This window comes from Kitasatospora putterlickiae, from assembly GCF_039527695.1.
Classification (GTDB): Bacteria; Actinomycetota; Actinomycetes; order Streptomycetales; family Streptomycetaceae; genus Kitasatospora; species Kitasatospora putterlickiae.
In genome coordinates, this window is record NZ_BAAAKJ010000196.1 from 3,193 (window position 1) to 29,828 (window position 26,636).

The window sequence follows — 26,636 nt, forward strand, 5'->3', positions numbered from 1 at the left end:
CCGGCGGGACGCTGCTGGAGCGGGTGCACGACGCCCGCCGGCACGGCGCGACGGTGCTGGCGCTGGACGGCGCCGGGGCTGACGATTTGGCCGGGGTGGCGCACCGGCGGCTCGCCGTCGGCACGGCCGAGGAGGAGCCGTTCGACCTGGCCCAGCACCTGGTCGGCCTCGCCGCCGGGCAGCGGCCCGATCGGCGGGCCGCGTGGCACCGGCTGGCGGCGCTGGCCGGGCGGCTGGCGGCGGGGCCGACCGTCAGCCGCTGGTAGGCGCCGGTGGGCGTTGGTCGACGTTGGCAGGCGTTGGTCGGCGTTGGCAGGCGTTGGTCGGCGTTGGCAGGCGTTGGCAGGCGTTGGTGACGGAGGCGGGCGGGAAAATCCGTTGCGGCCCCGACCGGGTGCCCCGCAGGATGGTCGCTCGTGAACGACGCCGACCCACCCTCGACCGGTCGGGCGGGCTCCCTGCTGCGCGCGATCAGCCCCGACCTCTCGCCCTGGCGGTCCTCCCGGGACTTCCGCCTGCTCTGGCTCTCCGGCTGCGTCACCAGCTTCGGCAGCTTCCTCACCTACGTCGCCGTGCCGCTGCAGATCAAGGAGCTGACCGACTCCTCCTTCGCGGTCGGCCTGGTCGGCGCCTTCGAGCTGGTCCCGCTGATCGTCTTCGGCCTCTGGGGCGGCGCCCTCGCCGACGCCCTGGACCGCCGTCGCCTGGTGCTGTTCGCCGAGGCCGGGCTCGGCCTGCTCAGCGTGCTGCTGCTGGTCAACGCGCTGCTGCCGACGCCCGTGCTGTGGCCGGTCTACGTGGTGGCCGCGCTGGTCGCCGCCGCCGACGGCCTGCAGCGCCCGTCGCTGGACGCGCTCACCCCACGGGTCGTCCGGCACGACCAGCTGGCCGCCGCCTTCGCCCTCAACTCCCTCTACCGCAACGTCGGTTCGGTGGCCGGGCCGACGCTGGCGGGCGTCGTGGTGACGTTCGCCGGGGTGCAGACCGCGTACGCGCTGGACGTCGTGACCTTCGCCGCCTCGCTGCTGCTGCTCGCCCGGATCCGCGCCGTCCCGCCGCCGACCGACGCCGAGAAGCCGTCGGTGAAGGCGGTGCTCACCGGGATCCGGTACGCGTGGAGCCGCAAGGACCTGCTGGGCACCTACGCGATCGACCTGTGCGCGATGCTGTTCGCCTTCCCGGTGGCGATCTTCCCGTTCCTGGCCGCCGAGTTGCACGCGGACTGGGCGCTCGGCCCGATGTACGCCGCCTCGGCGGCGGGCGCCCTGCTCGTCTCGGTCACCAGCGGCTGGACCTCCCGGATCCACCGGCACGGGCGGCTGCTGCTGGCCGCCGCGCTCGGCTGGGGGGCGGCGATCGCGCTGGCGGGCCTGTCCGGCTCGGTCTGGCTGGTGCTGTTCTGCCTGATGCTGGCCGGCGGCGCCGACCAGATCAGCGGCATCGCCCGCTCCACGCTGTGGAACCAGTCGATCCCGGACGAGGTGCGCGGCCGGATGGCCGGGGTCGAGCTGCTCAGCTACTCGGTGGGACCGCAGCTCGGCCAGGTCCGGGCGGGCGGCATGGCCGGGCTGGTCGGCGTCCGGTCCTCGGTGTGGATCGGCGGTGTCGCCTGCGTGGTGGGCGTGCTGGCGCTGGCCACCGCGCTGCCGCGACTGCTCTCCTACGACGACCGCACCGATCCGAACGCGGCCGCCGTCCGCGCCCAGCACGAACGGGAGGCGGCCGAGCGGGAGGCCGCCGCGGAGCAGGAGGCGGCGGGCGCGGCCTGACCCGCCACTCCTCGGACGCGTCCTGACGCCTACTCCTCGGGCGCGTCCGCGGACCGGTCGTTCCAGCGCGGGTCGTTCTTCCACTCCCGGTTGCGCAGCTCGGCGGTCTCCAGCGCGTGCGCCGCCTCCTCCCGGGTGGCGTACGGGCCGAGGCGGTCCTTCGCCGGGCACTCCGGCCCCTCCTCGACCTTGCCGTGCTTGATGCAGTAGAACCACTCGCCGGGCCGGCCGGTCGGCTTGCTGCGGCGGAATCCCAGGGGCATGGTGCGGTCTCCTCCGTCTCGGCGGTCGCGGCTCGTGTTCCCCGCGCCGTCCCGATCATTCCCCGACGCGGCACCGTCCGCACACTCCGGGGCCGACGGCCGCCCGCACGCCGTCTCCCCGCACGCCGTCCGCACGTCGTCCCCGTGCCCGTCCTCGCGCCGGCGCCCGGCCACGGCGCGCGGGTCCCGCCAACTAGACTCGCCGCCATGGCACTCGTACCCGGCATCCAGTCCCCCACCCGCAAGGTCCCGGCGCACATCGCGCGCCCCGAGTACGTCGGCAAGCCCGCGCCGGCGGCGTACACCGGGCCCGAGGTGCAGACGGCCGAGACGATCGAGAAGATGCGGATCGCCGGCGGGATCGCCGCCCGGGCGATGGCCGAGGCGGCCAAGCTGATCGCCCCCGGCGTCACCACGGACGCGCTGGACGCGGTCGCCCACGAGTACATGTGCGACCACGACGCCTACCCGTCCGACCTCGGCTACCGGGGCTTCCCCAAGTCGGTCTGCACCTCGATCAACGAGGTCATCTGCCACGGCATCCCGGACTCGACCGTGCTCCAGGACGGCGACATCGTCAACATCGACGCCACCGCGTACATCCACGGGGTGCACGGCGACCTCAACGCCACCTACCTGGTCGGCGACGTGGACGAGGAGTCCCGGCTGCTGGTGGAGCGGACCCGGGAGTCGCTCGACCGGGCGATCAAGGCGGTCAAGCCGGGCCGCCGGATCAACGTCATCGGCCGCGTCATCGAGTCCTACGCCAAGCGCTTCGACTACGGCGTGGTGCGGGACTTCACCGGACACGGCATCAACACGTCGTTCCACTCCGGCCTGATCATCCCGCACTACGACAGCGAGCGGGCCACCGAGGTGATCAAGCCGGGGATGACGTTCACCATCGAGCCGATGCTCACCCTGGGCACCTACGACTACGAGATCTGGCCGGACGGCTGGACCGTCGTCACCAAGGACCGCAAGCGCACCGCTCAGTTCGAGCACACCCTGGTCGTCACGGCGGACGGCGCGGAGGTCCTCACCCTGCCGTAGCGCGCCCCGAGCCGAAGGCGAGCGGGCGAGGAGCGGCTGATCGGCCGGTTCAGCCGATCAGCCACTGCTCCTCGGCGACCGCGCCCACCTCGGTGCAGGCGTCGGTCAGCACGTCCAGCACGCGCAGCGGGTCCGGCAGCGGCTGCTCGGGCCCGCGCAGCCACCGCACCTCGGAGCCGTCCGGCAGCGCGGCCGGCGGCAGCAGGGTGTACGAGCCGCGGCAGTGCCAGCGCAGGCCGGGGTGCTCGGACATGGTGTCCGGCGTGGAGTCCAGGGCGCTCGGCCACCACTCGTCCTCGTCCACCGGGGTGCCCCGGGTGGCGGTGAAGAACAGGTAGCGGTCCTCGCCGACGGCGGCCACCGGGCCCTCGACGCCGAGCGCGGCCAGCCGCTCCAGGGCGAGCCTCCCGGCCTCGGCCGGCACGTCCAGCACGTCGTGGACGCGGCCGGTGGCGGTGATGAAGTTGGCCTGCGGATCGCGGGAGAGCCAGCGGGCGAGCTGCTCGGGGTCGGTGGTGGCCTGGGTCTGCCAGGCGAAGGAGACCGGGTGCTGGGCGGGCGCCGGACAGGCGACCCGGTCACAGGAACAGCGGTACCCGGCCGGATGGGCGGCGGGCGCGAGCGGGAACCCGGCGCGGACCGCGCCGAGCAGCTGGTCCAGTCTGGCCGCGGGGCTGTCGGCGACCGCCGGCCGGCCCCGCTCACGGTCACGCTTCTGCCACCAGGCCGTCCACCTGCCGCCGGATTCCATCGGGCCCCTTCCGCGCATTGCCGTGCCTGGTGTGACACAGCGTTCGACGTACCACTCCGACGCAACGCACGGCGCCCCCCGCTGCTTCCCCGGGTGGTGCTCGGCCCTGCAGTCCGCGCCCTGCCGGCCGGAGCCGGGCAGCCCGGGCGACCGACGCCGGGGTCACGGTACGGAGTCACTGCGGCACGACGGCTGCGGCTCGGCGGCCCGGCGGGCACGGTGAGGTGCGCCTCGCCCGGCCCGTACGGGCCCGCTGACCCGGGTGGACCCCGAGGGCGTAACAGGAAGGATAAGGGTGCGCGGGCCCTCCGGATGACCGGGGGCGGTGCCTCTCCGGTCACACTCCCGGCACCGGGCCCACACACCGCCTCCGCCGCGCACCACCGCCGCCCCGCGCCGGCGCGGGGTGAGACCCTGGTGAGGTGAAGAGCGCGGACACCGAATTCGTCGGCGGCCCCCTGGACGGCCGGATCCTCCCCATCCCGCTGGGGCCGATGTACGGCGTGCCCAAGAAGTACACCGTGCCGGTCCCCTCGCACGGGGACACCCCGGCGCGCACACTGGTGTACGTCCGGGCCAAGCAGCAGCGGGGCGCCCGCTGGTACTGGCGTTACGAGTACGACGAGGCGGCCACCGCCCGCGCATCGGGGTGACGGCCGCCCGCCCTCACGGGAGGACGGCGATGGCCAGACCCGCACGGCACCCCAGGAACCGTTCCGAGGCCGTGGCGCACCACAACCGGCAGGTGGCCGTGGTCACGGTCGGCCTGCTGGTGGTGATCAGCGTCTACAGCGCGGTGCTCGGCTCCAACGGCTGGCTCTGGTTCGGCTGGACGGTGCTGCTGCTCGCGTGCGTGGCGCTGTTCGCCATCCGCCCCTGAGCAGCAGCACCCGCGCCCTGCCGGTCAGGCGTCCTCGGCCAGGATCAGGTAGAGCTTCTTACGGGCCTCGTTCAGCACCTCCAGGCCCTTGGCGCGCTGCGCCTCGGTGCCCGTCATCATGACCTGCCGCACGGCGTTGTCCACGGCGCCGAGCGCCTGGCCGACCTCCTGGACCGCGGCCCAGTCGACCTCCTGACCGGCCTCCGCCCACGGCTCGTCCGGCCCGGCCTCGGCCTCGGCCCGGCCCGCCCCGGTGAGCGAGACCAGCCGCTTGCCGCCGCTCTCCTCGACCGTGATCAGGCCCTCCTCCTCCAGCAGCTGGAGGGTCGGGTAGACCGAACCGGGGCTCGGCCGCCACGCCCCGCCGGACCGCTCGGCGATCTCGGCGATCATCTCGTAGCCGTGCATCGGCCGTTCCTTGAGCAGCGCCAGCAGCGAGGCGCGCACGTCCCCGCGCCGGCCCCGCCGGCCGCGCCGGCCACCCCGGGCCCACGGCGGACCGCCGAAACCGCCCCGCGCCCACGGCGGGCCCGGCCGCCCACCCGGCCCGCCGCCGAACGGCGGACCGAAGGGGCCGAACGCCCCCCGGCCCTCGTCGTGCTCACCGGACACGCCGGCGAACCCCGGCCCCGGGCGGCAGCCGCCGGGACCTCCCTCTCCACGGAATCGTCCTGGGCGCACCGCACCCACCTCCCGTTCGGGCCGCTCCGCCGCGACCCAGTAGACGATGATCAGACGATCGTTCAGAACAGTCGAGTCACTGTCCCGATAACTCGACGATATATCGGTGACTGTCGACCGTCAACGGATTCCGACACGCCCTCCACCGCCGGCCGCCGCCCGGCCGCTACGGTGCGGGGCATGGCCGGAGAACGAGACCTCACGACGCTGCTGCGCGATCTGCGCCCCCTGCTCAACCCGGGGCGGTACGTCTACTGCACGCTGCCCACCAAGGTGCCCGCCGGACTGCGGCCGGTCGCCACGGTCGCCGAGCCCGAGGGGGTGACGGTGGTGGTCGCCCAGGAGGAGGCCGACGCGCTCGGCCTGCGCTACGAGTACGTCGCCGCCTGGATCACCCTGCGGATCCACTCGGCGCTGGAGGCCGTCGGCCTGACCGCCGCCGTCGCCACCCGGCTGGCCGAGGAGGGGATCGGCTGCAACGTGGTGGCCGGCTTCCACCACGACCACCTCTTCGTCGCCGCCGACGACGCCGAGCGCGCCGTCCGCGCCCTGGAGGACCTCTCCGGCTGACCGGCCCGGACCCGCCGGGTGGCCGCCCCGCCCGGCCCCTCGGAGACTGGAGGGGCCGGGCACCCCCGCCCGGCCCCTCCCCTCCGCCCGGAAGGAAGTGCGCCGCCATGGCCATCTGCGTCACCTGCGGCAACGACTACTGGCTCGCCTTCGAGATCAAGACGGTCACCGGCGACGTCTACGCCTTCGACAGCTTCGAGTGCGCGATGGAGAAGCTCGCCCCGCGCTGCGAACAGTGCGCCGTCCGCATCGTCGGCCACGGCGTCGAGGTCGCCGGCATGTTCTTCTGCTGCGCCAACTGCGCCCGCGTCAACGGCGGCCTCGGCGACCAGATCCGCGACGCCGTCGGCACCCACCCTGGCTGATCCCGCCCAGGAACAGGTCCGCCGATCCCACGGGACCGGCGGACCCCCTACCGCTCAGCCCTCGCTCGGGTCGCACTCCGCCAGGTACTCGTCGATCGCCCGGCCGATCGCGGCACCCAGCCCCACGGGCACGGCGTTGCCGATCTGGCGCGCGATCTGGATCTTCGACCCGTGCCACTTGAAGTCCTCGGGGAACCCCTGGATCAGGGCCGCCTCAAGGTGGGTGATCGGGCGGTCGGCAGTGGGATGCAGGTAGCGCCCCTTCTCCGGCTTGTAGAACTCGGTGCGGATGGTCACCGAGGGACGGTCCGCGTACAACCGGCCCATCACGTCACCCGAACCGTTGTTGTGCCGGTCCCAGCTCGCGGTCGAGAGCGGGACCTCCTCCCCGTCGATGAGGGTGGACTTCTCCCGAAGGTTCTTCCGGTTGCCCCCGGCCGGGATCGCGGCGTAGCGGGCGAGGGACAACGGCGTCGGCGTCCGACCGATGTGCAGCTCGGTGGTCCGGTAGGGACCCGGCACCCCGCCCTCGTTCACCGGGCGATCGGGCAGGTCCAGGCCGTCCACGGTCTTCGGCACGTGATCGAAGACGTCCTCCTGGACCGTTCGCCAGAGCGGCCGGTCGGTGAGGTCCGCCACCCGGACATGCGTGGCCTCCGGGTGGGCCAGCCTTCGCCTGCTGGGATGAGCGGCGATCACGTCCTTGCGGGTGCCGATGACGATGGTCCGCCGACGCGCCTGGGGCACCCCGTAGTCGGCCGCGTTGAGCACCGCGTGATCGATTTCGTAATCGCCGAGGCGGTCGTCGTGAAGGGACCTCTGAAGATCCTCGAACTGCGGGGACCTCATGAACCGGTCGACGTTCTCGATGATGAAGATCTTCGGGCGGACGAGCCCGACCACGCGCACGTACTCCTTCCACAGGAGATTGCGCGGATCGTCCGGATCCTCCTTGCCCAGACCGGAGAACCCCTGGCAGGGAGGGCCTCCGACGATCACGTCGGCGCTCAGGGCCTCCTCGGGCGGTGTCCACCCCGTGATGTCCTCGTTGGCGACGTGGCCGCCGAAGTTGGCGGCGTAGGTGGCCGCCGCGGCCGGATCGAACTCCACCGCGGCGAGGCTGCGGAACGGGCTGCGGTCCATGTCCGCGGGGCGGTACCTCTTGGTGAGCCCCGCCGTGAATCCCCCCGCGCCGGAGAACAGGTCCACAACGGTGAGTTCCCGAGGGGGGCCGTCATGGTGGGCGGTGGAATCCAGGTCACGGATGGGCATGGTTTCGGAGTCTACTTCGTGATCAAGGGGGAACGCCCCGCCAACGGGATGTCGCGGTGCCCACAACGCCCGGTCATCCACCGCTCGTCAACACCCGCACGAGCGCATGGCCCAACTGCTCGGCGACGACCGGCGGCACGGCCTGACTGATCTGGCGGTACACCGAGGTCTTTTTGCCCTGCACCTTCCACTCGGGAGGCAGCCCCTGCAGCAGCGCCACCTGCTCCATGGTGAGCTTGAGCACGCCCTTCTCCGGCCCGTTCTCGTCGTCCAGAACGAAGTCCGGCCCGGGCAGCGCGTCCCCCAGGCTCCCGCCGTAGATCCCCACCCGCGCCCAGATGGCCTTGGACCTGGCGGGCCCGAGGTCGGCCCCGCCCCGCCCCGTCGCCCCGCCGACGATCAGCGGCGCCGGACCATTCGCCCGGGCGGCCCACTCCACCGCCTGCGGCCAGCCACGTGACGCCATCGAGGGCAGCAGCGTCTCCCCCAGGGAGGGCCGGTGTCCGTCGAACGGCCCCGGCCACGCGAAGCCCCGCATGTCCTCGGGGGACATCGCCACCATGAAGCCGTGCACCCTGGTCTGGGGAACGTTGAAGTGCTCCGCGTCGAGCGTGCCCCGGTCGATCACGTAACCGAGCTCCTCGACCACCGCGTCGACCTTCGCGCGCGCCTCCTCGAACTTTGGCTTGCCGATGAAGTCCGGAATGTTCTCCAGCACCAGGATGCGCGGCCGGATGGCCTGGATCAGCCTCAGCGCCGCCTCAAGGGCGTCCCGCGGATCGCTCGTCGCCTGCTGTCTCCCCGCCGACGTGTAGGGCGAGCGGGGCAGACCGCAGACCACCAGGTCCACGTTCCCCGGGAGAACCGTCTGCCCGACGTCGACCTGCTGCAGGCCTTCCTGCACCACGGGCCAGCCCGGGCGGTTGGTTCGAAGCGTGTCGCAGCTGTCCGCGTCGATCTCCACCGCGGCGGCTATCTCGAAGCCCGCCCGCTCCAACCCGAGCGCCATGCCGCCCACTCCGGCGCACAGGTCCACGGCGGTGAACGGGCGCGCGGTGCCCCCGTCCCCGACCGGCGCGGCGGTCACCGTCCCGGCGACGAATCCCTCCGGCCCGGCCGACGTCCCGGTCTCGATCGACAACGGCGCCCGGGCGGGAGGCACGACGGGCGCCCCGGCCGCGTGGCCCGGCGACACCCCCGTCGCCGCGTTCAGCGACTCGTGGATCAGCAGTCCCAGTTCCTCGTCCAACTCCCGTTCACCGAGCGCGTCAAGGGAGACGAAGGCACGGAGCCGGAGAATCCTCTTCAGGAAGTCCCGGAAGACCGCGCGCTCGGTGGCGTCCTCGTCGTCCGGGATGTCGAACCTCTGCCACGCCCGGAGGATGCCGCACACCAGATGTGCACTGGCACCGATGGACGTCCGTCGGGCGAAGACCTGGTCGAAGGCCTCCTCGCCGAGCACGGACAGCGCGTCGTACAGGTCGTCGGGGTCCAGCCTCTGACCGCCCACCAGATGGGCGCGCCACCAGAGGCGACCGAACACGTGTCGAGTGATGTCGTGGCCGGTGACGCGCCGCGGGTTGAAACCGGGGAAGCGCCACGCGGTCACATCGGGCATGACCACCAGGGAAAGGAACGCCCAGAGCCTGGGCGACAGCGCCTCCGCCGGAATGATGCCGGTGTTCCGGTACAGGATCCGCGCCACGTCGACGTCGAACCGGGCGGCCTGCTTCCTGGCCGGCGGCTTGTCCGACTGCAGGGGAAAGCCGTTCTCCATGGCAGCGGCCACAACGGCCCGCCGCAGCGACGCGACCTCGCTCCCGGGCAGCCGACGCCCGCCGGTCGCGGCGTAGTACATCGCCGGATGGGAGGTGGCCGCACGGGTCCGGAGCTCCTCGATCGTCCGCCCGCGGTGCTCCTCGCAGAGCCGGTCGATCGCCGCAGGCAGAAGCTGCGGCATGAGAAAGACCATCAGGATTCCTTTTCGAACAGCCGGGCGGCACTGTGGATTCGGGCCGAGAACAGTGCGGGGTCGTTCTCGTACAGCCGGCGCAGCGCGTGGAGGGTCGTCCCGGGAAGGCGCGTGTGAACGATACCCATCAGGAGGTGGCCCAGGGTGTCCTGCTCGTACCGGGAGTCGTCCTGCAGGTCGGGCATCCGCACGGCGTGCTCGACGAGCAGCCGGACGACGTCCGTCTGTACCGCGGAGTGGATCAGGCGATCCGCGGTTCCGGGATGGCCCGCCCGCTGCATGGCGTCGAGCACCTGCGGCGTACCGCTGTTCACCAGAAGGACCATCGCGCCCATCACGGCGGCCTCCGGATCCGGTTCCACCGCGAGCAGCCACGGGGCGTCCTCCGGATATCCGGCCTCCTTGAAGTCGACGACGGAGATGGGGAACTGGGAGTCGTCCCCCTGAAGCCTCACCTGCGCCTCGTCGCGCCACAGCACGGACCCGGCCCGACGGGCGGTCAGCGGGCCCGCGTCGTCGACCCGTGCCGCCAGCACGAGCTGGGTGTCCAAGGTCAGCGTGCCGCCGCTCTCCCGCCCCTTCACGGTGCAGGCGATCGGAACGTCCACGACTCCGCCGAAGGGCAGAACGGTGTGCTGGGCCCGCACCCGCAGACCCGAACCCGACGAGTGCCAGATCACCGCGAGCGCGAGGGGCGCTGTGGCCGGGAGTCCCGTCGACGCGCGGACCGCGTCGACGTCGATCCGCACCACCCGTTCCAGGCGAAGGTCGTACTGGTAGTCCCAGTCGGGGATGAAGCCGGGAAGCGGACCCCGGCCCTCCCCGTCCAGACGGACCAGCCACCCGTCCGCCGAGACGGCGTCGCCATGCGGCCGTCGGTAGGGGAAGGCCTGACGACTCATGCCGCTCCGTCCTCGTGCTCGGCCGCCACCGCTATCTCCGTGACGGTGTCGGGTGCCGGGGCGACCACCAGGGACCAGACCGTGCCGTCGCCGCCTTCCGCCCGCAGGGTCGACGAGGCCGAGACGGCCCCGCCGTCCGGGCGCCATCCGATGACTTCGGGCACCGCGGCCCCCTGTGGCGGGACGTCCTCCCGGCCGCCGCCCCCGATGGTCACGGCGAGCCCGGCCCGGACCCGGTGGGGGCCGGGATCGAGCAGTTGGAACCGTTGGATCAGCACCGGCCGGCCCTCGACGGTGTCGAGGTACGGATCGTCCAGGTACCGCACCCGGGCTGCGGCGGAACCACGCGCCGCCGTCGCGCCCCGCCCTCCGGCGTGCGTCGCTCCGCTCGGCCCGCCGCCGAGGTGAGGGCCGCCGGGGCGGGGGTCGGAGCCGGGCACCGGACGCGCCTGCGCGAAGACGGCCGCACCCCCCTGGCCCGGCGCCCCTGCCATCAGACCCGACATCAGCCGGCTCATCCCCGCGAGCGAGACGCCGTCACCGACCTCGCGGCCCTGGGCCACCGGGCTGGAGGCCTCGTGCATCCTCCGCTTGATCTCCCGCATGGCGTGGGAGGCCAGGCGTTGGTCCGTCCCGGAGAGCTTCTCCACCAGCCAGTCGTCGTGGGTCGCCGGCTCACTCTCGGCGAAGGCCCTGTCCATCCCGGCGTCGGCCCGGAAGACGGCGGCGTAGCCCATCGCCTCCTCCGACGGGGCCGGTCCTTCGAGGTACTTCACGACGAGGTCCACCGGCCGCATGAGGCAGGTGTGGTGCACGCGCTCGACGCCGGCCTCCCGCGCCACCTCGGACGGTCGTCCAAAGGGCGCGATCATAGGCTTCAGCCCAAAGGTGCCGACCACCCGGCGCAGGGTCTTGTGCTCGACGACCCGGTCCATCGCGCGGAAGGCGTGCACGAACGGGGCCAGGTGGGGAACACGGGTCGGATCCGCCACCGGCACGGCCTCCCCGTCATTGACGACGGTCACGCGCAGGGCGGGCGGCTCGCCGTTCGGGCCGGGAATCAGCTTGGGCCACAGGTGCCACACCACGGCATCGGCGATCCACGCCATCGCCTCTTCCGGCGTCCGGTGGTCGAAGGCGGGATCGATGACGGCGATGGTGGTACCCGTCGCCTCCTCCGGGAAGGCGCGCAGGCCGAGCCGTCCGGCCACGGCGTCGGCCTCCTCGCCCACCAGCGGTTCGACGTAGCGCTGGGCGTCGCCGTCACCGGTGTCCCGGACATCGCCCCAGTAGTGGCGCCCCGTGAAGGAGCGGGGCCCCTGCACCGTCGCGGTCGTGTACTTCGCGTGCAGCGCCCAGCCGATCAGTCGGGATTCGAGACGATCGCCGACGCGGCACCTCGTGTAGACCAGGACGGTGTGCGCGGCGGAGGCGAGATGGAACACGACCCGACCGACGCCGTACGTGCCGCCCCGGCTCTCCTTGTCCTGCGAGTCGCCGATGTTCCGGACGAACGCCACGAAGTCCGAGGCGCCGTCGGAGACCTCGTCGGCGCGGGTGGGGCCACCCAGCCCCTTCGTGCCCAGGTCCGTGACCATGAGCATCCTGGGCGTTCCCCGGTGCAGCGATCCGCGCAAGGGGAGATGGGCGGGCGTGGGCGCCTCGTGCTCGAGAAGGGCGCGCCAGGCGGGCGCCTCGGACGGCCGCACCGTGCGCAGCTCCACCCGGTAGTCCACCGTGCCGTCGCCCACCCGGGCGTCCCAACTGTTCTGGGCCGACTCCCGGACGAGCAGGGTCAGGGGGTCGAGACCGGTCGCGTCGAGGCGGCGCAGCAGCAGCGGGCCACCGTTTCCCCCTCCCGGCCCCTGCTGCTCGGACAGCCAGCGAGGCCCCGCCGTCATGCGTCCCTCCCGATCCGGGCCAGAAAGCCGTCCACCTGCTCCGGGGAGAGCGGCTCCCGCCGGACACCGACGAGGTCGACCGTGTAGGAGATGTCGGAAACCCCCTCGGGCGCCTGACCGACGATCGACGCCGGGATCAGCCTCGGGAAGTCCCCGTCGACGGGGTACCAGCGCGAGTCGACGAGCCGGAGCCGCCGATCCGCCTGCTGGTCGTCCCCGCCGTGCCGGTAGCCGGCTCCGAGCAGCCTGGAGAGCAGGGCCGTCTCGTCGTCGCAGAGGTCTCGGACCCGGCGAACGAGTTCGCGCAGTGTGACGCCGTCCGCGTGCTCCTCGAAGCGGTGCCAGCCCAGGAGAAGCGCACCGCCCTCGGGCTCCTCCAGCTGGTCGAGACCGTGCACCTGGATCAGCCTGCGCTCGGCGATCGACGCCGTGCTCTTCACCTCCACCGCGTGGCGACCGTCGGTGAAGTCGTGACGGTACCCGTCGGGGCCGCTCCAGAACCGGATCGCACCCGGGTCTATCACCAACAGTCTTTCCAGCAGCGTCAGTTCCCCGTGAAGACCGACGAGCTGTTCATCGGTGATCGCACGAGCGACGTGGGCGAAGAGCCGTCGCCAGCGCCCGAGAACGGCCAACGCCGTACGGAACGGGCGCTCCCCGTCCGCCTCCAGGGCCATCAGCACGTCGCCGCAGAGCCCGGTGAAGACGTCGTCCAGGTCACGGACCGAGCAGGTTATGTCGGCGAAGCGTCCGTAGACGTCACCGTCCTGCAGCGAACGCTCGTAGACGCGCAGTGCGGCGCCGACCACGGTGTGGGACACCGTCTGCCGGCGCTGCAGCGGGATCAGCAGATGCCGCAGACCGTGACCGTCCACGGCCGCCAGCAGACGCCCGAAGTCGGTGTCGACCGGGAGTTCGGAGGCGCGAACCGAATCGCCCCCGGAGGGCCGGCCGGCATCGAGGGCCACCCAGTGCTCCTCCAGGATCGCCTGAAGCCCTCCGGCGGACATCACAGCTGTCCCTCGTAGAGGGCCGCCGTCACGTCCTCCTCGGGAAGATCGTCCAGGTCGTCGTCGGGCAGCACTCCGGACAGGTCGGCGCTGTACCAGTCCACCCGGCTGTCCTCGCCCCGCGGCACCGGGAAGACCATGGCGACACCGATGACGTGGTCGACGGCGTCCAGGGGCACGCGCTTCGGCCGGGTGGTGGGCGACGTGCGGTCGATCGGGTACAGGACGAGCAGGCCGGTGTCCGGGCTCTGCGCCAGCCGCGCCTGCTTGAGCATGTCCTCGGTGATCGGCTGTCCGGACCAGGCGGTCAGGTCCAGATCGATACCGGCGTCGATCGGGTTCATCAGGGTCTTGATGTCGGCGATCGACGGATCCTCCGTGATCTGCCGCGCTCGATCGATCCGGTCGACCGCGATGCCGGGCACGAACTCGTAGCGCCGCTCCGCGGAGCCGCCTGCGGCCCGGCCCACGACCGCGACGTTCCAACGTCGAAGCGAGCCGCCGTTCGCACTCCGGGTCCGCTTCTCGATGTAGTCGCCGAGGAGCCTGGTGTCGCAGTCCATCGACTTCTCGTGGAACCGGTACCGGCTCAGGAAGGTCAGGATGGAGTCGTGCGACACCCCGCGCAGCAGGTGCCTGCCGGCCCTCCCCTGAAGGGAGAGGTCCTCGTGGCGCGCGCCGTCGAGCCGGATCCCGTCGTCGAGAAGTCCGCGGGCAGCCTCCTGGTTGGCGCGGAGCCAGGCCGCGTCGTGGGTGCGGAAGTACCGGGTCTGGACGCGCTGGCCCCCGTACGAGGAACTGGCCTTGATCGCGTCGCGCATCTTCGGCGCGGCGGTGATGCGCAGCGCCGGGTGGCTGCGGAGGCGGACGGCGAACGTCTGGGGCGTCTTGTCCTCCACCAGGTAGCGGTCGATGTCGCGCCGCATCTCCGCCTCGACGGTGGCGATGTGACGGAACCAGTCGCGGAGGTCGTCGGTCATCCAGACCCGGGGCAGGTCCGCGTACCCCTTCCTGAAGCCGAACCAGCGTCCCATCTGGAGCAAGGTGTCATAGGTGGACGCGCCCCGGACGAAGTAGCTGACGACGAGTCCTTCCAGGGTCAGACCACGCGAGAGGGTGTTCCCGCCGACGGCGATCGCCGTGACCGGTCCGTTCTCGTAGTCGAGGCGCTCGACGCTGACGGAGTTGTCGAGGATCACCCGGCACTCCGAGACGACCGTGCCCAGATGCGTCAGGAGTTCGTCGAATCCGGTCGCCGTCTCCCGGAACTCGTTGGCGGGGACCCGGCCCGTCTCCTCCGCCCAAAGCCCGCGAAGTTCGGCGAGCACGGCCTCGTCGCCCGCCTTGAGGGCCGCCGCCACCTCGGCGCGGAAGTCCTCCAACGGCTCCTTGAAGCTCTCGTGCACCAGGGTGCTGACGCTGGTGTGGACGAGCATCGTGGAGTGCGGGTTTCCGGTGCCGCGATGCCGTCGGGCCGCGGTGGTCAGCCAGAAGTAGAGAACGGAGTCGCGCAGTGCCCCGGTGATCTCGGGAACGAAGTCGTCCAGTTCGTCCCGCCCCGGCCGGACCAGCGGGACCTCCTCGTGCGGGACGGAGCGGATCATGTCGTAGCCGTCCGGGGCGTCCTCCGGGTCCTCGCCCTCGATCGGCTGGCGACCGAACAGCACCTCGGTGCCGAAGTGACCCTCGGGCTTCGGCAGATTGACGATGAAGTCCCTCGGATAGAGGTCCCCACTCGCCGGGTCGATGAGGAGGTTGGCAAAGGGCGTCGCCGTGTAACCGACGTATCCACCGCGGGGGAAGAGGTCGATGATCTCCCGGATCAACGGGTTGGTCGTCTTGGAGGCGACGCTCGCCTGGTCCGCCTCGTCGTCGATGATGAGGGTGGGGCACGTCCGCAGGTAGTCCGGGGCCTTTTCGAGCCAGCCCTTGAGCTTCCTGAGCCGGGGGACGTTCTTCTTCACCACGCAGAGGACGTGCTGCCCGTTGCTCTGGGCGAAGAACGCCGCCGGGTTTCCGTGCGGCGGTTCGAAGTCGCCGTCCGGCCCGGTCAGCGCGTGCCACTGGTCGACCACCTGGTCCACGAGCTGGTCCTGGAGCCGAAGCTGGGTCTGCCGGCGCAGGCCGTTGTGCATGCCCGCCAGCACGATGAAGAACTTGTACCCCGCGTCCGCGGCCTTGGCGATCAACGCGGTGAAGTTCGTCGTCTTGCCGGACTGCACGTATCCGACCACCAGCCCCCGGGTGGAGAAGGCCCGCTCCTGCGGATGGTCGAGCATCGAGACGACCTTCGTGGACGCGTCGTCGAGGCTCTGCAGGGCCGCGGCGTCCCATCCGTCACCGGAGAGCAGGTCCCGAAATGCGGGCCAACAGCGATCGCCCTCCTGGGGGCCGACGTACCACGTCTCACGGTTGTTGCGGACGACGGAGCCGGGCTGGGTCATCTCGCGGACCTTGATCGTCTCCTGCTGGTGCCGCTCGGCGATCCGCTTGGCCAGTTCCTCACTCATGCCGAAGAGCCGGATCATGCCCAACGCCTGTTCCGGCGTCTTCCCCTTGATCAGCTGCTTGAAGGCCTCGTACTGCTGATCGAACTCGTCCATGAGGATGCCCGGCTCCCTGTCTCTCCGATTCGCCCACACCCGCCCATGGCAGCACGGCGCTCCGACAATCACCGCCATGGATCGAATGCGAAGACAGTACAGGGACGGCCGATACGGCACGTGACCAGGCGCATCCACACGTGGGCACCCGATCGTCCCCCGCTGTCCGACCGGCGTCCTAGGCTGTACGCAGCGGCGGCCGGATAACAACCGGGCCGGGAGGGCGCCGCCCGTGGCATGAGGAGTGGTCTTGACCAGGATGGGTGTGGGGAAGCCCGACGCCGGCGCGAAGGCGGCGGGGACGCCGAGCCGCGCCGAACGTTCCCGGGAGCAGGATCGCGCGGCGGGGGGCCACCGCGCGCGCTTCGTGGACACCGGTCCCGGTGGGCTCAAGCCCGCCGGCGTCGTCCTCGTCACCTCCTCCGCCACGGGAACCACCCGGGCCCGCCTGCGCTGGTCCTCCGACGGACGGACCCACCAGGTGCCGCTGGGGGTGGTCGATCGCCGTACCCGCGCCGCCAACCTCCGCGAGGGTTGGCGACTCGCCCGCGAGGCGGGCCTGCTCACCGAGGCCCCCGACGTCTCCGACTCCTCCTGGGCGTCGTCCGCCGGAACCCGCCGGTCGATGCAGTCCAACAAGGGGAAGGACACCGGCCCCGAGCTGCGGCTGAGGTCCCTGCTGCACGCCTCCGGCCTCCGCTACCGCGTCTCCGCCCGCCCGCTCCCGGACCTGCGTCGTACGGCGGACCTCGTGTTTCCGAAGGACCGGATCGCCGTCTTCGTCGACGGCTGCTTCTGGCACAGCTGCCCCGAGCACGGCACCAGTCCGGCGTCCCACAGCGAGTTCTGGGCCCGGAAGCTCAACCGGACGAGGGAACGGGATCTGGAGACCAACCGCGCCCTCAAGGCCGCCGGCTGGACGGTCGTCCGTGTCTGGGAGCACACCCCCGGGGAGGACGCGGCGAAGGTGGTGAAGGAGGCCCTGGCCACGAAGCGCGGCCAGGCCGCCGACCTGCCCGAAGGGCAGGGGTAGGGGCGGAAGAGTCGGCCTGTACGCCGGGTCCTGTCTCCTGGGTTGCTCGCGCGGCCCAGGGAGGCGGCCATCCATCTAGGGCTGCCGTTGCCGACAGCCTCAAGCGGTCTACCCGCGGACTCGGGCGAGCAGCCCTCAAGCATCCGCGCACGGCGCCGTGAGGCACCGATCTTGACCTTGCTCCAGGTGGGGTTTACCGAGCCGGCCGGGTCACCCCGGTCGCTGGTGGTCTCTTACACCACCGTTTCACCCTTACCCGTCGCCGAAGCGGCGGGCGGTCTGTTTTCTGTGGCACTGTCCCGCGGGTCACCCCGGGTGGGCGTTACCCACCACCCTGCTCTGTGGAGCCCGGACGTTCCTCGGCGGGTCCGCAGACCCGTCGCGACCGCCCGGCCGGCTCTTCCGCCGTAGTGGTCATGGTAGCCGCTCGGGCGGGGCGTCCCGAACGCCGGGGCGGCTCAGGGGCGGGTCTCCGCCGAGGCGGGCGGCGACCCGGGTGGCGGTGGCGGTGCCCCAGTCGGAGGTGGTGACCAGGCCGAGCAGGCCGATCGTGGCGCCCAGGCCCGCGATGACGTACCAGCCCGCGTGGGTCGCCGGGGCGAAACCGGCGGCGACCGTACCCACCACCGACGAGGTGACCACGGTGCCGATCACCGCCACGCCGAGCGACTGGCCGACCTGCCGGCTGGTGGAGGCGACGGCCGCCGCCACGCCCGCCTGGGCGCGCGGCATGCCGGAGACGGCGGCGTTGGTGATCGGCGCGTTCACGAAGCCGAAGCCGAAGCCGAACAGCCCGTACGCCGCCAGCAGCAGGCCCGGCGGGGAGTCCGCGGCCAGCCGGGTGAGCAGCAGGCCGCTGGCGACCAGGCCGAGGCCGGCCAGCACCAGCGGCAGCCGGGGGCCCCTGGCGCCGACGATCCGGCCCGAGACCGGCGCGCAGACCAGCATCATCCCGGCCATCGGCAGCGTCCACAGGCCGGCCTCCACCGGGCCGTAGCCGCGGACGTCCTGCAGGTAGATGGTGTTCAGGAAGAGGAAGCCGCCGAGCGAGGCGAAGGCGCAGACGGCCGTCACGGTGGCGCCGGTGAACGGCGCGCTGCGGAAGAACCTCGGGTCGACCAGCGGCTCGGCGACCCGCCGCTCCCAGAGCGGGAAGGCCGTCAGGGCGGCGAGCGCCGCCGCGGCCAGGCCGAGGATCAGCGGGGACGTCCAGCCGTGCTCCGGGCCCTCGATGATCGCGGCCGTCCCGCAGCCGAGCAGCACCATCATCAGCAGTTGCCCCACCGGGTCCAGCCGGCGGGCCCGGGGCGCGCGCGACTCGGGGACGTAGCGGGCGGTCAGCAGGCAGGCCAGCAGGCCGACCGGGACGTTGATCAGGAAGATCGCGGGCCAGCCGGCGGCGTGCACCAGGAAGCCGCCGAGCAGCGGTCCGAGCGCCATCGAGATGCCGACCACGCCGCCCCAGACGCCGATCGCCCTGGCCCGTTCGCGCGGCTCGGTGAAGGTGTTGGTGATGATCGACATCGCCACCGGGTTGAGCATCGAGCCGCCGACCGCCTGCACCGCCCGGAACGCCACCAGCCACCCGAGGCCGGGCGCCAGGCTGCAGAGCAGCGAGCCGAGCACGAAGACCAGCAGGCCGGTCTGGAACACCCGGCGGCGGCCGAAGCGGTCGGCCAGCGAGCCGAACAGCATCAGCAGCGAGGCCAGCACCAGGGTGTAGGCGTCGATGATCCACTGCAGGCCGGAGGCGGGGGCGTCCAGGTCCCGCTGGATCTGCGGGAGGGCGATGTTCACCACGGTGTTGTCGAGCCCCACGATGAACAGGCTCAGGCAGCAGATCGCCAGGACGAGTTGCCGCCGGCGCCGTTCGGGGTCGGCGGCGGGCGCACTCAGGGGGGTGGCTTCGGGCACGGGTCGATCCTCCCACCCGGGCGGGCGTCAGACGGTGACGAAGCGGACCGTCCGGGTGGTGGGGTCGGCGGTGGCGAGCCGGGTGGTGATCCGCGCGCCGAGCGGGAGCGCGTCGTCCGGGCGTGCGGCGCCGTCCGGGCGCTCGCAGCGGGCCCGCACCGCCGGTTCGCGGAGCTGGACGGTGCCGCGGCCGGGCCGCTTCTCGTCCACGTCGATGACCACCGCCCGGAACTCCTCCCCCACCCGGCCGGCCAGCAGCTCCGCCTCCACCAGGTCCACGCAGGCCCGCTCCACCTCGGCCGACCGGCGCTCGCCGCCCGCCATCAGCCCGGGCACGGTGGTGAGCGCCTCGCGCGCCCAGTCCGGCACCTCCTCCCCCGCCGCGACCGCCGCGCAGACCTCCTGCGCGTACCGGTCCGCGAGCCGGCGCAGCGGCGCGGTGCAGTGCGCGTACGGCGCGGCGAGCGCGGCGTGCCCCGGGTCGGCGGGGGCGGGCACGCCCCGGCCCTCGTCGAAGGCGTGGTAGCCGGCGCCGCGCAGCAGCCCGGTGCACTCGTTGAGGAAGGCGGCGTGCAGCGGGCGCTCCGGGTCGAGCGAGCGGACCAGGTCCGGGTAGGGCAGGCCGTCCGGCCAGTCGACGTCCAGCGCGCGGGCGGTGCGGCGCAGCCGCTCGTACGCGGCGGGCGGGGCGGCGGGCAGGGTGCGGAGCAGGCCGACGCCCGCGTCCAGCATCAGCTCGGCGGCGGCCAGGCCGGTGAGCAGCGAGATCTGGGCGTTCCAGCCGTCGGCTGGGGTGGGCGCGCGGTAGCCGAGCGCGTAGCCGCGCGGGGTCTCCTCGATCTCCTGCTCGGGCACCGGCAGGCTGATCCCGCCGCGGGCGCGTTCCCGCTCCTCGCGCAGCCGGCCGACGGTGGCGAGCAGACCGAGCTGCTCGTCGGCGCCGCCGGCGTCCACGGCGCGCTGCACGGCGGCGTAGTCGAGCCGGCGGTGCGAGCGGACGGTGGCGCGGCGCAGGTCGGCGAGGACGACGGCGCCGTCGGCGTCCAGGTCGATCTGCCAGAGCAGGGCGGGGCGCACCTCGCCGGGCAGCAGGCTGGCCGCGTCCTCGGAGAGCCGGGCGGGGTGCAGCGGCACCCGGCGGTCGGGGAAGTACAGGGTCTGCACCCGGCGGCGGGCCTCCTCGTCGACGGCACCGCCGGGGCGGACGAAGGCGGCGACGTCGGCGATCGCGTAGTGGACGCGGTAGCCGCCGCCGGGGCGGTGGGCGAGGTGCATGGCCTGGTCGAGGTCACGCGAGCCGGGCGGGTCGACGGTGAACAGCGGCAGCTCGGTGGCGTCGTACTCCGGCACGCGCGGCGAACCGGCGGCCTCCTCGGCCTCCGCGAGTACGGCCTCGGGCCACTCGGCGCGGATCTCCAGGCCGGCCCGCAGTTCGGCCAGTTCCTCGTTGATCCGGGCGGAGTCGGCGGCCTTGACGCGCAGCTTTCGACGGGGCATGGGGGCAGCGTAGGCCGCCGGGCGCACCGCCGCCCGCCGAGCCGGGAGCCGGGAACCCGGAGCCCGGGAGCCGGGATCGGCGGCTTCAGCGGCTTCAGCGGCTTCGATGGCTTCGGTGGCCGCCGGTTTCAGCGCCCGAGGAGGGTGCGCAGGTCCGCGGCGGCGAGGGTGAGGCTGTCGTCGTAGCCGCCGGTGGCCAGCCGGAGGATGAAGGCGACGGCCTGGTCGGGCTCCGGGTCGGTGTACGGCTCGCCGTTGTAGTCGAGGAACAGCGGCATCGCCTCGAAGGCGGTGCGCTTGTTCCGGTCGACCAGCGGGTGGTTGCGGGCGAGGCTCTGGCCGAGCGCGGCGGCCTTGGTCCACAGGTCGGGGTAGGCGTCGGCGCCGAACAGGCTCGCTCGCGGGCGCCCGAGGGCGGAGTGCAGGGCGCCGAGGTCACGGATGTTCCCCGGGCCGCCGGCGAGGTAGCCGACGTCCTCCAGGTCGAGGTACTCGGTCACAGGTCCTTGAGCCTCTCCAGCGTCTCCGCGTTGGCCTCGCGGATGCGGCGGACCAGGGCGGCGCGGCGCTCGGCGCGGGTGACCGGCGGCGCGGCGGAGGACTCCTCCACGGCGTCGTCGTCGGGGACGCGGTCCAGGGGGTGCGGGGTCATCGCGGCACGCTCCTCGGTCGTCGCTGCCGTCCGACCGGACAGTAGGGCCTGCGGGCTCGTGAGGGCCACCGGATTTCCGCCCGGGGGCCGGCGTGTAAGGGGTCGTAACGTGGGCGGCGTCAGGGAGTCGGATGGGACGGAGGACCGGATGATGGGCGCGGTGGCTCGGGGTGTGGGGGTGGCGGTGGCCGGAGGGCTCGGGGTGGCCGGGGCGCTGCACGCGGTGTGGACGGTGACGCCGTGGCCGCTGCGGACGCCGGAGGAGTTCGCGGACACCTTGGTCGGCACGGGTGAGGGGGTTCCTCCGGCGGCGGCGTGCGCGGCGGTGGCCGGGGCGCTCGGGGCGGCCGCGTACCTGGTGGCGGCGGAGGCCGGGGTGGCGCCGGCGGTGGGGCCGGAGCGCGTCCGGCGGGCGGGGGTGCGGGTGGTGTCGGCGGTGCTGCTGGCCCGCGGGGCGGGCGGGCTGGTGATGTCCGGTCTCGGGCTGGGCGCGCGCAGCGAGCGGTTCCGGCGGATGGACAGCCGGTACTACGCGCCGCTCTGTCTGGCGCTCGGCGCCGGAGCCGCGGTGACCAGCCGTTTCCCGGGGCGGGGCCGGGTTGCGTAGGGTGGCGTGGTTCGTCGCCGTGGAGTGTGGAGGAGTCCGTCGTGCTGGTGCTGTTGCCACCCTCGGAGGGGAAGGCCGCGTCCGGGGACGGTGTGCCGGTGGCGCTCGACGGGCTGTCGCTGCCCGGGCTGACGGCGGCGCGGGCGGAGGTGCTGGAGGCGCTGGTCTCGCTGTGCCGGGGTGACGAGGACGCCGCCGCCGGGGTGCTCGGGCTGAGCCCGGGGCTGCGCGGCGAGGTGGCGCGCAACGCGGGGCTGCCGACGGCGGGGGCGTTCCCGGCCGGGCGGGTGTACACCGGGGTGCTGTTCGACAACCTCGGGCTGGCGACGCTGGACGAGGCCGCGTACGGCCGGGCCGAGCGGAGCCTGCTGGTCTTCTCCGGCCTCTGGGGCGCGGTGCGGATCGGTGACCGGATCCCGCCGTACCGCTGCTCGATGGGCGTGAAACTTCCCGGCCCGGGGGCGCTCGGCGCGTACTGGCGGCGCGCGATGGCGGACGTGCTGCCGCAGGCCGCCGACGGCCTGGTGCTGGACCTGCGCTCCTCCGCCTACGCGGCGGCCTGGAAGCCGGCCGGCGAGGTGGTGTCCCGGACGGCGACCGTGCGGGTGCTCCAGGAGCGGGACGGTCGGCGGACCGTCGTCAGCCACTTCAACAAGGCCACCAAGGGGCGGCTGGTCCGCGACCTGCTGGTGGCGGGCGCAGAGCCGAAGACGCCGGGCGAACTGCTGGACGCGCTGCTCGGTCTCGGCCACCGGGTCGAGGTTGCGGCCGAGGGCACCGCGCGCAAGCCGTGGCAGCTGGACGTGGTGGTCAGCGAGGTGCACTGAGGTGCGCCGTCCAGCCCGATGAGGCCCGCTGAGGCCCGCTGAAGCCCGAGGGGGCCCGCTGGGCGCGGAGGAACCACGGGGACCGGGACCGGTCGGACGAACCGACCGGCCCCGGCGGCCGTCAGCGCAGGTGCGCGGCGTCGTTGAGCAGCCGCAGCGAGGCGTTGCCGTCCGCGTAGTACTGGACGGCGCAGAACGAGGCGGCCGACAGCTCCATCCGGTACAGCGCGTCCGGCGGCGCGCCGAGCGCCAGCCGGACCAGCGTCTTGATCGGGCTGACGTGCGAGACCACCAGCACGGTCTTGCCCGGGTAGCGGGCGAGGATCTTGTCCCGGGCCACCCCGACCCGGTGGGTGAGCGTGGCGAAGCTCTCGCCGCCGCCGCTCGGCCGGACCTTGGTGGAGCCGAGCCACGCGGTGAGGTCGTCCGGGTACCGCTCCCGCGCCTCGGCGAAGGTCAGCCCCTCCCAGGCGCCGAAGTCGACCTCGCGCAGCCCCTCCTCGTAGCGGACCTCCAGGCCCAGCCGGGCGGCGACGGCCTCGGCGGTCTGCCGGGTGCGCCGCATCGGCGAGGCGACCACGGCCTGGATCGAGCCGCGCGCGGCGAGCGACTCGGCGGCCCGCTCGGCCTGCCAGAGGCCCTTCTCGGAGAGCTCCGGATCGGTGCCGCCGCTGCCGGAGAACCGCTTCTCCGGGGTGAGGTGGGTCTCGCCGTGCCGGAGCAGGACGAGGGTGGTCGGGGTGCCGAGGTCCGCCGGGGCCGCCCAGCCCGCCTTGGGCGCGGCGGTCTCCAGCGGCTTCTCGGCGATCGCCGGCTCGGGGGCGGTGGCGGCGGTGACGACGGCGGCGACGACGGGGCGGGGCTCCCACTGGCGGCCGGCCTTGCCCGCGTCCATCGCCTCGTTGGCGAGCCGGTCGGCCTCCTTGTTCTTCTCGCGCGGGATCCAGGTGTACTGGACCACCCCGCGCGGGAAGACCTCGCGGGCCTCGGCGGCGAGCGGCTGCATGTCCGGATGCTTGATCTTCCACCGGCCGGACATCTGCTCGACGACCAGCTTGGAGTCCATCCGGACGTCCACCGAGGCACCCGGGTCGATCTCCCGGGCCGCGCGCAGGCCGGCGATCAGCCCCTTGTACTCGGCCACGTTGTTGGTCGCGTGGCCGATGAACCCGGCGGCCTCGGCGATGATCCGACCGGTGTCGCCGTCGCGGACCACCGCGCCGTAGCCGGCCGGCCCCGGGTTGCCCCGGGAGCCGCCGTCCGCCTCGACGACGAACCTGCGCGCCGCCACCGGATCAGACGCCGGAGTCGGCGGTGCGGACCAGGATCCGCGAGCAGTTCTCGCAGCGGACCACCTTGTCGGCCGGCTCGGCCTTGATGGAGTTGAGCTCGGTGATCGAGAACTCGGTGCGGCAGCCCTCGCAGCGGCGCTGGTAGAGCCGGGCCGCACCGACGCCGCCCTGCGTCTCGCGCAGCTTGCCGTAGAGCTTCATGAGGTCGGCCGGGATGACGGCGGCGACGGCCTCGCGGTCGCGCTTGACCTTCTCCGCCTCGGCGTCGATCTCGGCGTACGCGGCGTCCCGGCGGCCCTCGGCCTCGTTCAGCACGACGGTGGAGTGCTCCAGGCGGGCGCCCAGCTCGGTGACCCGGGTCTGGGCGGACTCCAGCCGCTCCATGATCTCCAGCACGACGTCCTCCAGGTCGCCCTGGCGCTTGGCCAGCGAGCCGATCTCGTGCTGGAGGTTTTCGAGGTCCTTGGGCGAGGTGATCGCGCCGGAGTCCAGGCGCTGCTGGTTGCGGGCGGCCCGGGTGCGGACCTGCTCCACGTCCTGCTCGGCCTTGGTGAGCTCGCGGGTGGTGTCGCCGTGCTGGGCCTGGGCGGCGACCACCAGGTCCTTGAGGGCGGTGTGGTCGGCGGTGACCTTGTCGATCTCGGCGTGCTCGGGCAGGCTGCGCCGCCGGTGGGCCAGCTGGTCGAGCTTGGAGTCGATGGCCTGGAGGTCGAGCAGGCGGATCTGGTCGGCGGGCGCGGCGTTCAAGCGGAGAGCTCCTGTGAATCGGGTCAGGCGGGGAAGGACATGGGGGCGTGCGCGGTCCACGGGTCGGTGACCGTGCGGGAGACCCGGGTCTCCACGGTCCAGCCGTGCTTCTCGGCGGCGCCGTGCAGCGCCCGCTCGGCCAGCGGCAGCCAGGGCCACTCGGTGGCCCAGTGCGCGGCGTCGACCAGGGCGACCGGCGCCGCCTCGGCGGCCTCGGAGGCCGGGTGGTGGCGCAGGTCGGCGGTCAGGTAGGCGTCCACGCCCGCCGCGCGCACCTCGGCGAACAGGCTGTCGCCGGAGCCGCCGCACACCGCGACCCGGCTGACCAGGCGGTTCGGGTCACCGGAGACCCGCACGCCGGCGGCGGTGGCCGGCAGCCCCTTGGCGACGTTCGCGGCGAACACGGCGAGGGTCAGCGGAGGCTCCAGCAGGCCGACCCGCCCGGTGCCGCGCCGGCCCAGCGGGTCGGTCGGGTCCGGGACGAGCGGTCCGGTGACGGTCACGCCGACGGCCTCGGCGAGCGCGTCCGAGACGCCCGGGTCGGCGTGGTCGGCGTTGGTGTGCGCCACGTGCAGGGCGATCCCGTTGCGGATCAGGGTGTGCACGACGCGGCCCTTGAAGGTGGTCGCGGCGACGGTGGTGGTGCCGCGCAGGTACAGCGGGTGGTGGGTGACCACCAGGTCGGCCCCCCACTCGACGGCCTCGTCGACGACCGCCTGCACGGGGTCGACGGCGAACAGCACGCGGCGGACCTCGGCCTGGGGGTCTCCGCAGACCAGGCCGACGGCGTCCCAGGACTCCGCCCACCGCGGCGGGTACAGCTCTTCGAGGGCGGTGATGACGTCGGACAGTTTCGGCACCTGTCGAGACTACCGTGCGCGCGGGCGGGGGCGGTCCGCCGGTTCTCCGGCGGAGGCGGCTCGGGGGTGTTCGGGCGGAGGGGTCGTCGCGTGCGGCCGCGCGTCAACCCGCGGCGGCGGCGTGCGCGGGCGGGCGGCGCGGCCGCGTTCGACCGGCGCGCGAGGCCGGTCCGCACCGGGGTAAGGGGCGTGCGCCGCGCACACCGGGCCGTTCGCACGAATTCGAAACGGCGCCCGGATCACCCTTACGAGTGAAGTGACCGGCTTCGGATTGAGCATCCCTCGCTACCGAACTTAACTTCACTTCTGCGAACGGGAGTTGCCCCAGCAGTTGCCCGACCGGCCCCGGCGGGTCGTCCGGCGGGGGGGGGCGGGACGGACCGGGCCCGCGGCGGACCCGGCCTGGACGGCACACTCCCGACGCGTCTCCGAGGAACCGATTTCAGGCCGTGGCCGCGCGCCCCGGTGCCGGAGCAGTGGGCACCGGCGGGCGCGCCGGCCCCAGACGAAGGGATGTGGTGGCGAATGGGAGCGGGCACATCGCTGCGTACGGCCGGAGGGACGGACTCGGCGGGCCACGGGCCGGATGCGGCCGGCCAGTGGCCCGAGATGACGCGGACGGCACTGGCCGCCGCCGGAGGCCGGGGAGGCGAGGGGGACGCGCGGGCCGACGGGCAGGTCGGCTGGCGGGTCACCGTCGAAGGCTTCTGGTGCACGGCCAGGCCGTCCGCGGGCGAGCTCCCCGACGAGGGCTGGATGCTCGACGTCAGCGCCGCCTCGGCGGTCGGCGGCGCGGTGCTCGCGGCCGTCACCGAGGTGCTCGCGGAGGACCCGTGCGCGTTCAGGTTCGCGGCCGGGCCGGAACAGCTGCACCGACTCAACTCGCGCGACGGCGAACGGGGTTCGGCCGGCAGGTTCATCACCGTCTACCCGGCCGGCGAGCACCGGTTCCGGCGGCTGGCCGCCGCGCTGCACCGGGCCACCGACGGACTGCCCGGTCCCGTGGTGCTCTCCGACCGCCCGTACCGGCCGGGCAGCCTGGTCCACTACCGGTACGGGGCCATCGCGGCCCGCGCCGAGCTGGGCAACGACGGCGGGTACCGGTCGATGCTGCGCGGGCCGGGCAGCGAACGGGTCGAGGACGTGCGCGGGGCGTCGTACCGGTGCCCGCCGTGGGCGCGAGACCCGCTGGCCGCCGTCGTCGGGGCCGGGGCC

The 26,636-nt window shown here is 73.3% G+C and carries 26 protein-coding genes, 1 other RNA gene and 1 pseudogene; 11 read left to right on the plus strand and 17 right to left on the minus strand.

Annotated features, from left to right (window positions below):
- Nucleotides 1-266, plus strand: a pseudogene (locus ABD308_RS19540) (hypothetical protein); the annotation flags it as partial.
- Nucleotides 267-416: 150 nt separating this feature from the next.
- Nucleotides 417-1,769, plus strand: a complete 1,353-nt coding sequence (locus tag ABD308_RS19545; protein WP_344336369.1) for an MFS transporter — start codon at nucleotides 417-419, stop codon at nucleotides 1,767-1,769.
- A 29-nt stretch (nucleotides 1,770-1,798) separates the two neighbouring features.
- On the opposite strand, the gene ABD308_RS19550 is transcribed toward ABD308_RS19545, so the two are convergent.
- On the minus strand, nucleotides 1,799-2,032 hold the full coding sequence (locus ABD308_RS19550; RefSeq protein WP_344336375.1) for a hypothetical protein: 234 nt from the start codon (nucleotides 2,030-2,032) through the stop codon (nucleotides 1,799-1,801).
- A gap of 207 nt (nucleotides 2,033-2,239) precedes the next feature.
- Here ABD308_RS19550 and map point away from each other — a divergent pair, with 207 nt between their 5' ends.
- Nucleotides 2,240-3,085: a type I methionyl aminopeptidase gene (gene map / locus ABD308_RS19555; RefSeq protein ID WP_344336381.1), complete on the plus strand. Its 846-nt coding sequence runs from the start codon at nucleotides 2,240-2,242 to the stop codon at nucleotides 3,083-3,085.
- Between the two features lie 49 nt (nucleotides 3,086-3,134).
- Here map and ABD308_RS19560 read toward each other — a convergent pair whose 3' ends face one another.
- Nucleotides 3,135-3,836 (minus strand): bifunctional DNA primase/polymerase, encoded by a 702-nt coding sequence (locus ABD308_RS19560; protein WP_344336385.1) that lies wholly within the window; start codon nucleotides 3,834-3,836, stop codon nucleotides 3,135-3,137.
- Nucleotides 3,837-4,258: 422 nt separating this feature from the next.
- On the opposite strand from ABD308_RS19560, the gene ABD308_RS19565 reads away from it, so the two are divergent.
- Both ABD308_RS19565 and ABD308_RS19570 read left to right on the plus strand, forming a co-directional pair.
- Entirely contained in the window at nucleotides 4,259-4,489 is a 231-nt protein-coding gene (locus ABD308_RS19565; RefSeq protein WP_344336388.1) for a hypothetical protein, read from the plus strand.
- Between the two features lie 29 nt (nucleotides 4,490-4,518).
- On the plus strand, nucleotides 4,519-4,716 hold the full coding sequence (locus tag ABD308_RS19570) for a hypothetical protein (RefSeq protein ID WP_344336392.1): 198 nt from the start codon (nucleotides 4,519-4,521) through the stop codon (nucleotides 4,714-4,716).
- A 24-nt stretch (nucleotides 4,717-4,740) separates the two neighbouring features.
- Here the strand turns inward: ABD308_RS19570 and ABD308_RS19575 are convergent, their stop codons facing one another.
- A complete protein-coding gene (locus tag ABD308_RS19575; RefSeq protein ID WP_344336398.1) occupies nucleotides 4,741-5,328 on the minus strand; it encodes a PadR family transcriptional regulator in 588 nt (195 codons plus the stop codon).
- Nucleotides 5,329-5,577: 249 nt separating this feature from the next.
- Between ABD308_RS19575 and ABD308_RS19580 the strand changes: the two genes are divergently transcribed.
- On the plus strand, nucleotides 5,578-5,967 hold the full coding sequence (locus ABD308_RS19580; protein WP_344336401.1) for an ACT domain-containing protein: 390 nt from the start codon (nucleotides 5,578-5,580) through the stop codon (nucleotides 5,965-5,967).
- A 107-nt stretch (nucleotides 5,968-6,074) separates the two neighbouring features.
- Nucleotides 6,075-6,332 (plus strand): Prokaryotic metallothionein, encoded by a 258-nt coding sequence (locus ABD308_RS19585; RefSeq protein ID WP_344336403.1) that lies wholly within the window; start codon nucleotides 6,075-6,077, stop codon nucleotides 6,330-6,332.
- 54 nt (nucleotides 6,333-6,386) lie between these two features.
- Here ABD308_RS19585 and ABD308_RS19590 read toward each other — a convergent pair whose 3' ends face one another.
- The 6 genes from ABD308_RS19590 to ABD308_RS19615 form a co-directional block, all read right to left on the minus strand.
- Nucleotides 6,387-7,685 carry a DNA cytosine methyltransferase gene (locus ABD308_RS19590; RefSeq protein ID WP_344336405.1) on the minus strand — a complete coding sequence of 433 codons (1,299 nt, stop codon included), beginning with the start codon at nucleotides 7,683-7,685 and terminating at the stop codon, nucleotides 6,387-6,389.
- Entirely contained in the window at nucleotides 7,678-9,576 is a 1,899-nt protein-coding gene (locus ABD308_RS19595) for a DNA cytosine methyltransferase (protein WP_344336408.1), read from the minus strand. Before ABD308_RS19595 ends, ABD308_RS19590 begins: the two co-directional genes overlap by 8 nt.
- Complete coding sequence (locus ABD308_RS19600; protein WP_344336410.1) at nucleotides 9,576-10,325, minus strand: hypothetical protein; 750 nt, start codon at nucleotides 10,323-10,325, stop codon at nucleotides 9,576-9,578. Before ABD308_RS19600 ends, ABD308_RS19595 begins: the two co-directional genes overlap by 1 nt.
- Nucleotides 10,326-10,474: 149 nt before the next feature.
- Nucleotides 10,475-12,379: a hypothetical protein gene (locus ABD308_RS19605; RefSeq protein ID WP_344336413.1), complete on the minus strand. Its 1,905-nt coding sequence runs from the start codon at nucleotides 12,377-12,379 to the stop codon at nucleotides 10,475-10,477.
- Nucleotides 12,376-13,389, minus strand: coding sequence for a PD-(D/E)XK motif protein (locus tag ABD308_RS19610; RefSeq protein ID WP_344336416.1), 1,014 nt, complete (start codon nucleotides 13,387-13,389; stop codon nucleotides 12,376-12,378). Before ABD308_RS19610 ends, ABD308_RS19605 begins: the two co-directional genes overlap by 4 nt.
- On the minus strand, nucleotides 13,389-15,992 hold the full coding sequence (locus ABD308_RS19615) for a Z1 domain-containing protein (protein WP_344336419.1): 2,604 nt from the start codon (nucleotides 15,990-15,992) through the stop codon (nucleotides 13,389-13,391). Before ABD308_RS19615 ends, ABD308_RS19610 begins: the two co-directional genes overlap by 1 nt.
- Before the next feature lie 259 nt (nucleotides 15,993-16,251).
- Here ABD308_RS19615 and ABD308_RS19620 point away from each other — a divergent pair, with 259 nt between their 5' ends.
- Nucleotides 16,252-17,025, plus strand: coding sequence for a very short patch repair endonuclease (locus ABD308_RS19620; protein ID WP_344337103.1), 774 nt, complete (start codon nucleotides 16,252-16,254; stop codon nucleotides 17,023-17,025).
- Between the two features lie 3 nt (nucleotides 17,026-17,028).
- On the opposite strand, the gene rnpB is transcribed toward ABD308_RS19620, so the two are convergent.
- The 5 genes from rnpB to ABD308_RS19645 all read right to left on the minus strand — a co-directional run bounded on the left by rnpB (nucleotide 17,029) and on the right by ABD308_RS19645 (nucleotide 21,088).
- Nucleotides 17,029-17,426, minus strand: an RNA gene (gene rnpB / locus ABD308_RS19625) — RNase P RNA component class A.
- A 13-nt stretch (nucleotides 17,427-17,439) separates the two neighbouring features.
- Entirely contained in the window at nucleotides 17,440-18,939 is a 1,500-nt protein-coding gene (locus tag ABD308_RS19630; protein ID WP_344336421.1) for an MFS transporter, read from the minus strand.
- Between the two features lie 27 nt (nucleotides 18,940-18,966).
- Entirely contained in the window at nucleotides 18,967-20,436 is a 1,470-nt protein-coding gene (locus tag ABD308_RS19635; protein ID WP_344336425.1) for an RNB domain-containing ribonuclease, read from the minus strand.
- Nucleotides 20,437-20,564: 128 nt separating this feature from the next.
- A complete protein-coding gene (locus ABD308_RS19640) occupies nucleotides 20,565-20,936 on the minus strand; it encodes a type II toxin-antitoxin system death-on-curing family toxin (RefSeq protein ID WP_344336429.1) in 372 nt (123 codons plus the stop codon).
- Nucleotides 20,933-21,088 (minus strand): hypothetical protein, encoded by a 156-nt coding sequence (locus tag ABD308_RS19645; protein WP_344336434.1) that lies wholly within the window; start codon nucleotides 21,086-21,088, stop codon nucleotides 20,933-20,935. Before ABD308_RS19645 ends, ABD308_RS19640 begins: the two co-directional genes overlap by 4 nt.
- A gap of 160 nt (nucleotides 21,089-21,248) precedes the next feature.
- Here ABD308_RS19645 and ABD308_RS19650 point away from each other — a divergent pair, with 160 nt between their 5' ends.
- Both ABD308_RS19650 and yaaA read left to right on the plus strand, forming a co-directional pair.
- A complete protein-coding gene (locus tag ABD308_RS19650) occupies nucleotides 21,249-21,695 on the plus strand; it encodes a DUF3995 domain-containing protein (RefSeq protein WP_344336439.1) in 447 nt (148 codons plus the stop codon).
- Nucleotides 21,696-21,736: 41 nt separating this feature from the next.
- Nucleotides 21,737-22,522, plus strand: a complete 786-nt coding sequence (gene yaaA / locus ABD308_RS19655) for a peroxide stress protein YaaA (protein ID WP_344336444.1) — start codon at nucleotides 21,737-21,739, stop codon at nucleotides 22,520-22,522.
- 121 nt (nucleotides 22,523-22,643) lie between these two features.
- Here the strand turns inward: yaaA and ABD308_RS19660 are convergent, their stop codons facing one another.
- From ABD308_RS19660 to ABD308_RS19670, 3 genes are read right to left on the minus strand one after another with little or no spacing between them, the layout of a single operon-like run.
- Entirely contained in the window at nucleotides 22,644-23,813 is a 1,170-nt protein-coding gene (locus ABD308_RS19660) for a bifunctional RNase H/acid phosphatase (RefSeq protein ID WP_344336449.1), read from the minus strand.
- A gap of 4 nt (nucleotides 23,814-23,817) precedes the next feature.
- Nucleotides 23,818-24,561, minus strand: coding sequence for a zinc ribbon domain-containing protein (locus ABD308_RS19665; RefSeq protein WP_344336452.1), 744 nt, complete (start codon nucleotides 24,559-24,561; stop codon nucleotides 23,818-23,820).
- Between the two features lie 23 nt (nucleotides 24,562-24,584).
- Nucleotides 24,585-25,421, minus strand: a complete 837-nt coding sequence (locus ABD308_RS19670; RefSeq protein ID WP_344336455.1) for a Nif3-like dinuclear metal center hexameric protein — start codon at nucleotides 25,419-25,421, stop codon at nucleotides 24,585-24,587.
- Between the two features lie 609 nt (nucleotides 25,422-26,030).
- Between ABD308_RS19670 and ABD308_RS19675 the strand changes: the two genes are divergently transcribed.
- On the plus strand, nucleotides 26,031-26,636 hold a 606-nt coding region (locus ABD308_RS19675; RefSeq protein WP_486327032.1), incomplete at its 3' end, for a class III lanthionine synthetase LanKC N-terminal domain-containing protein.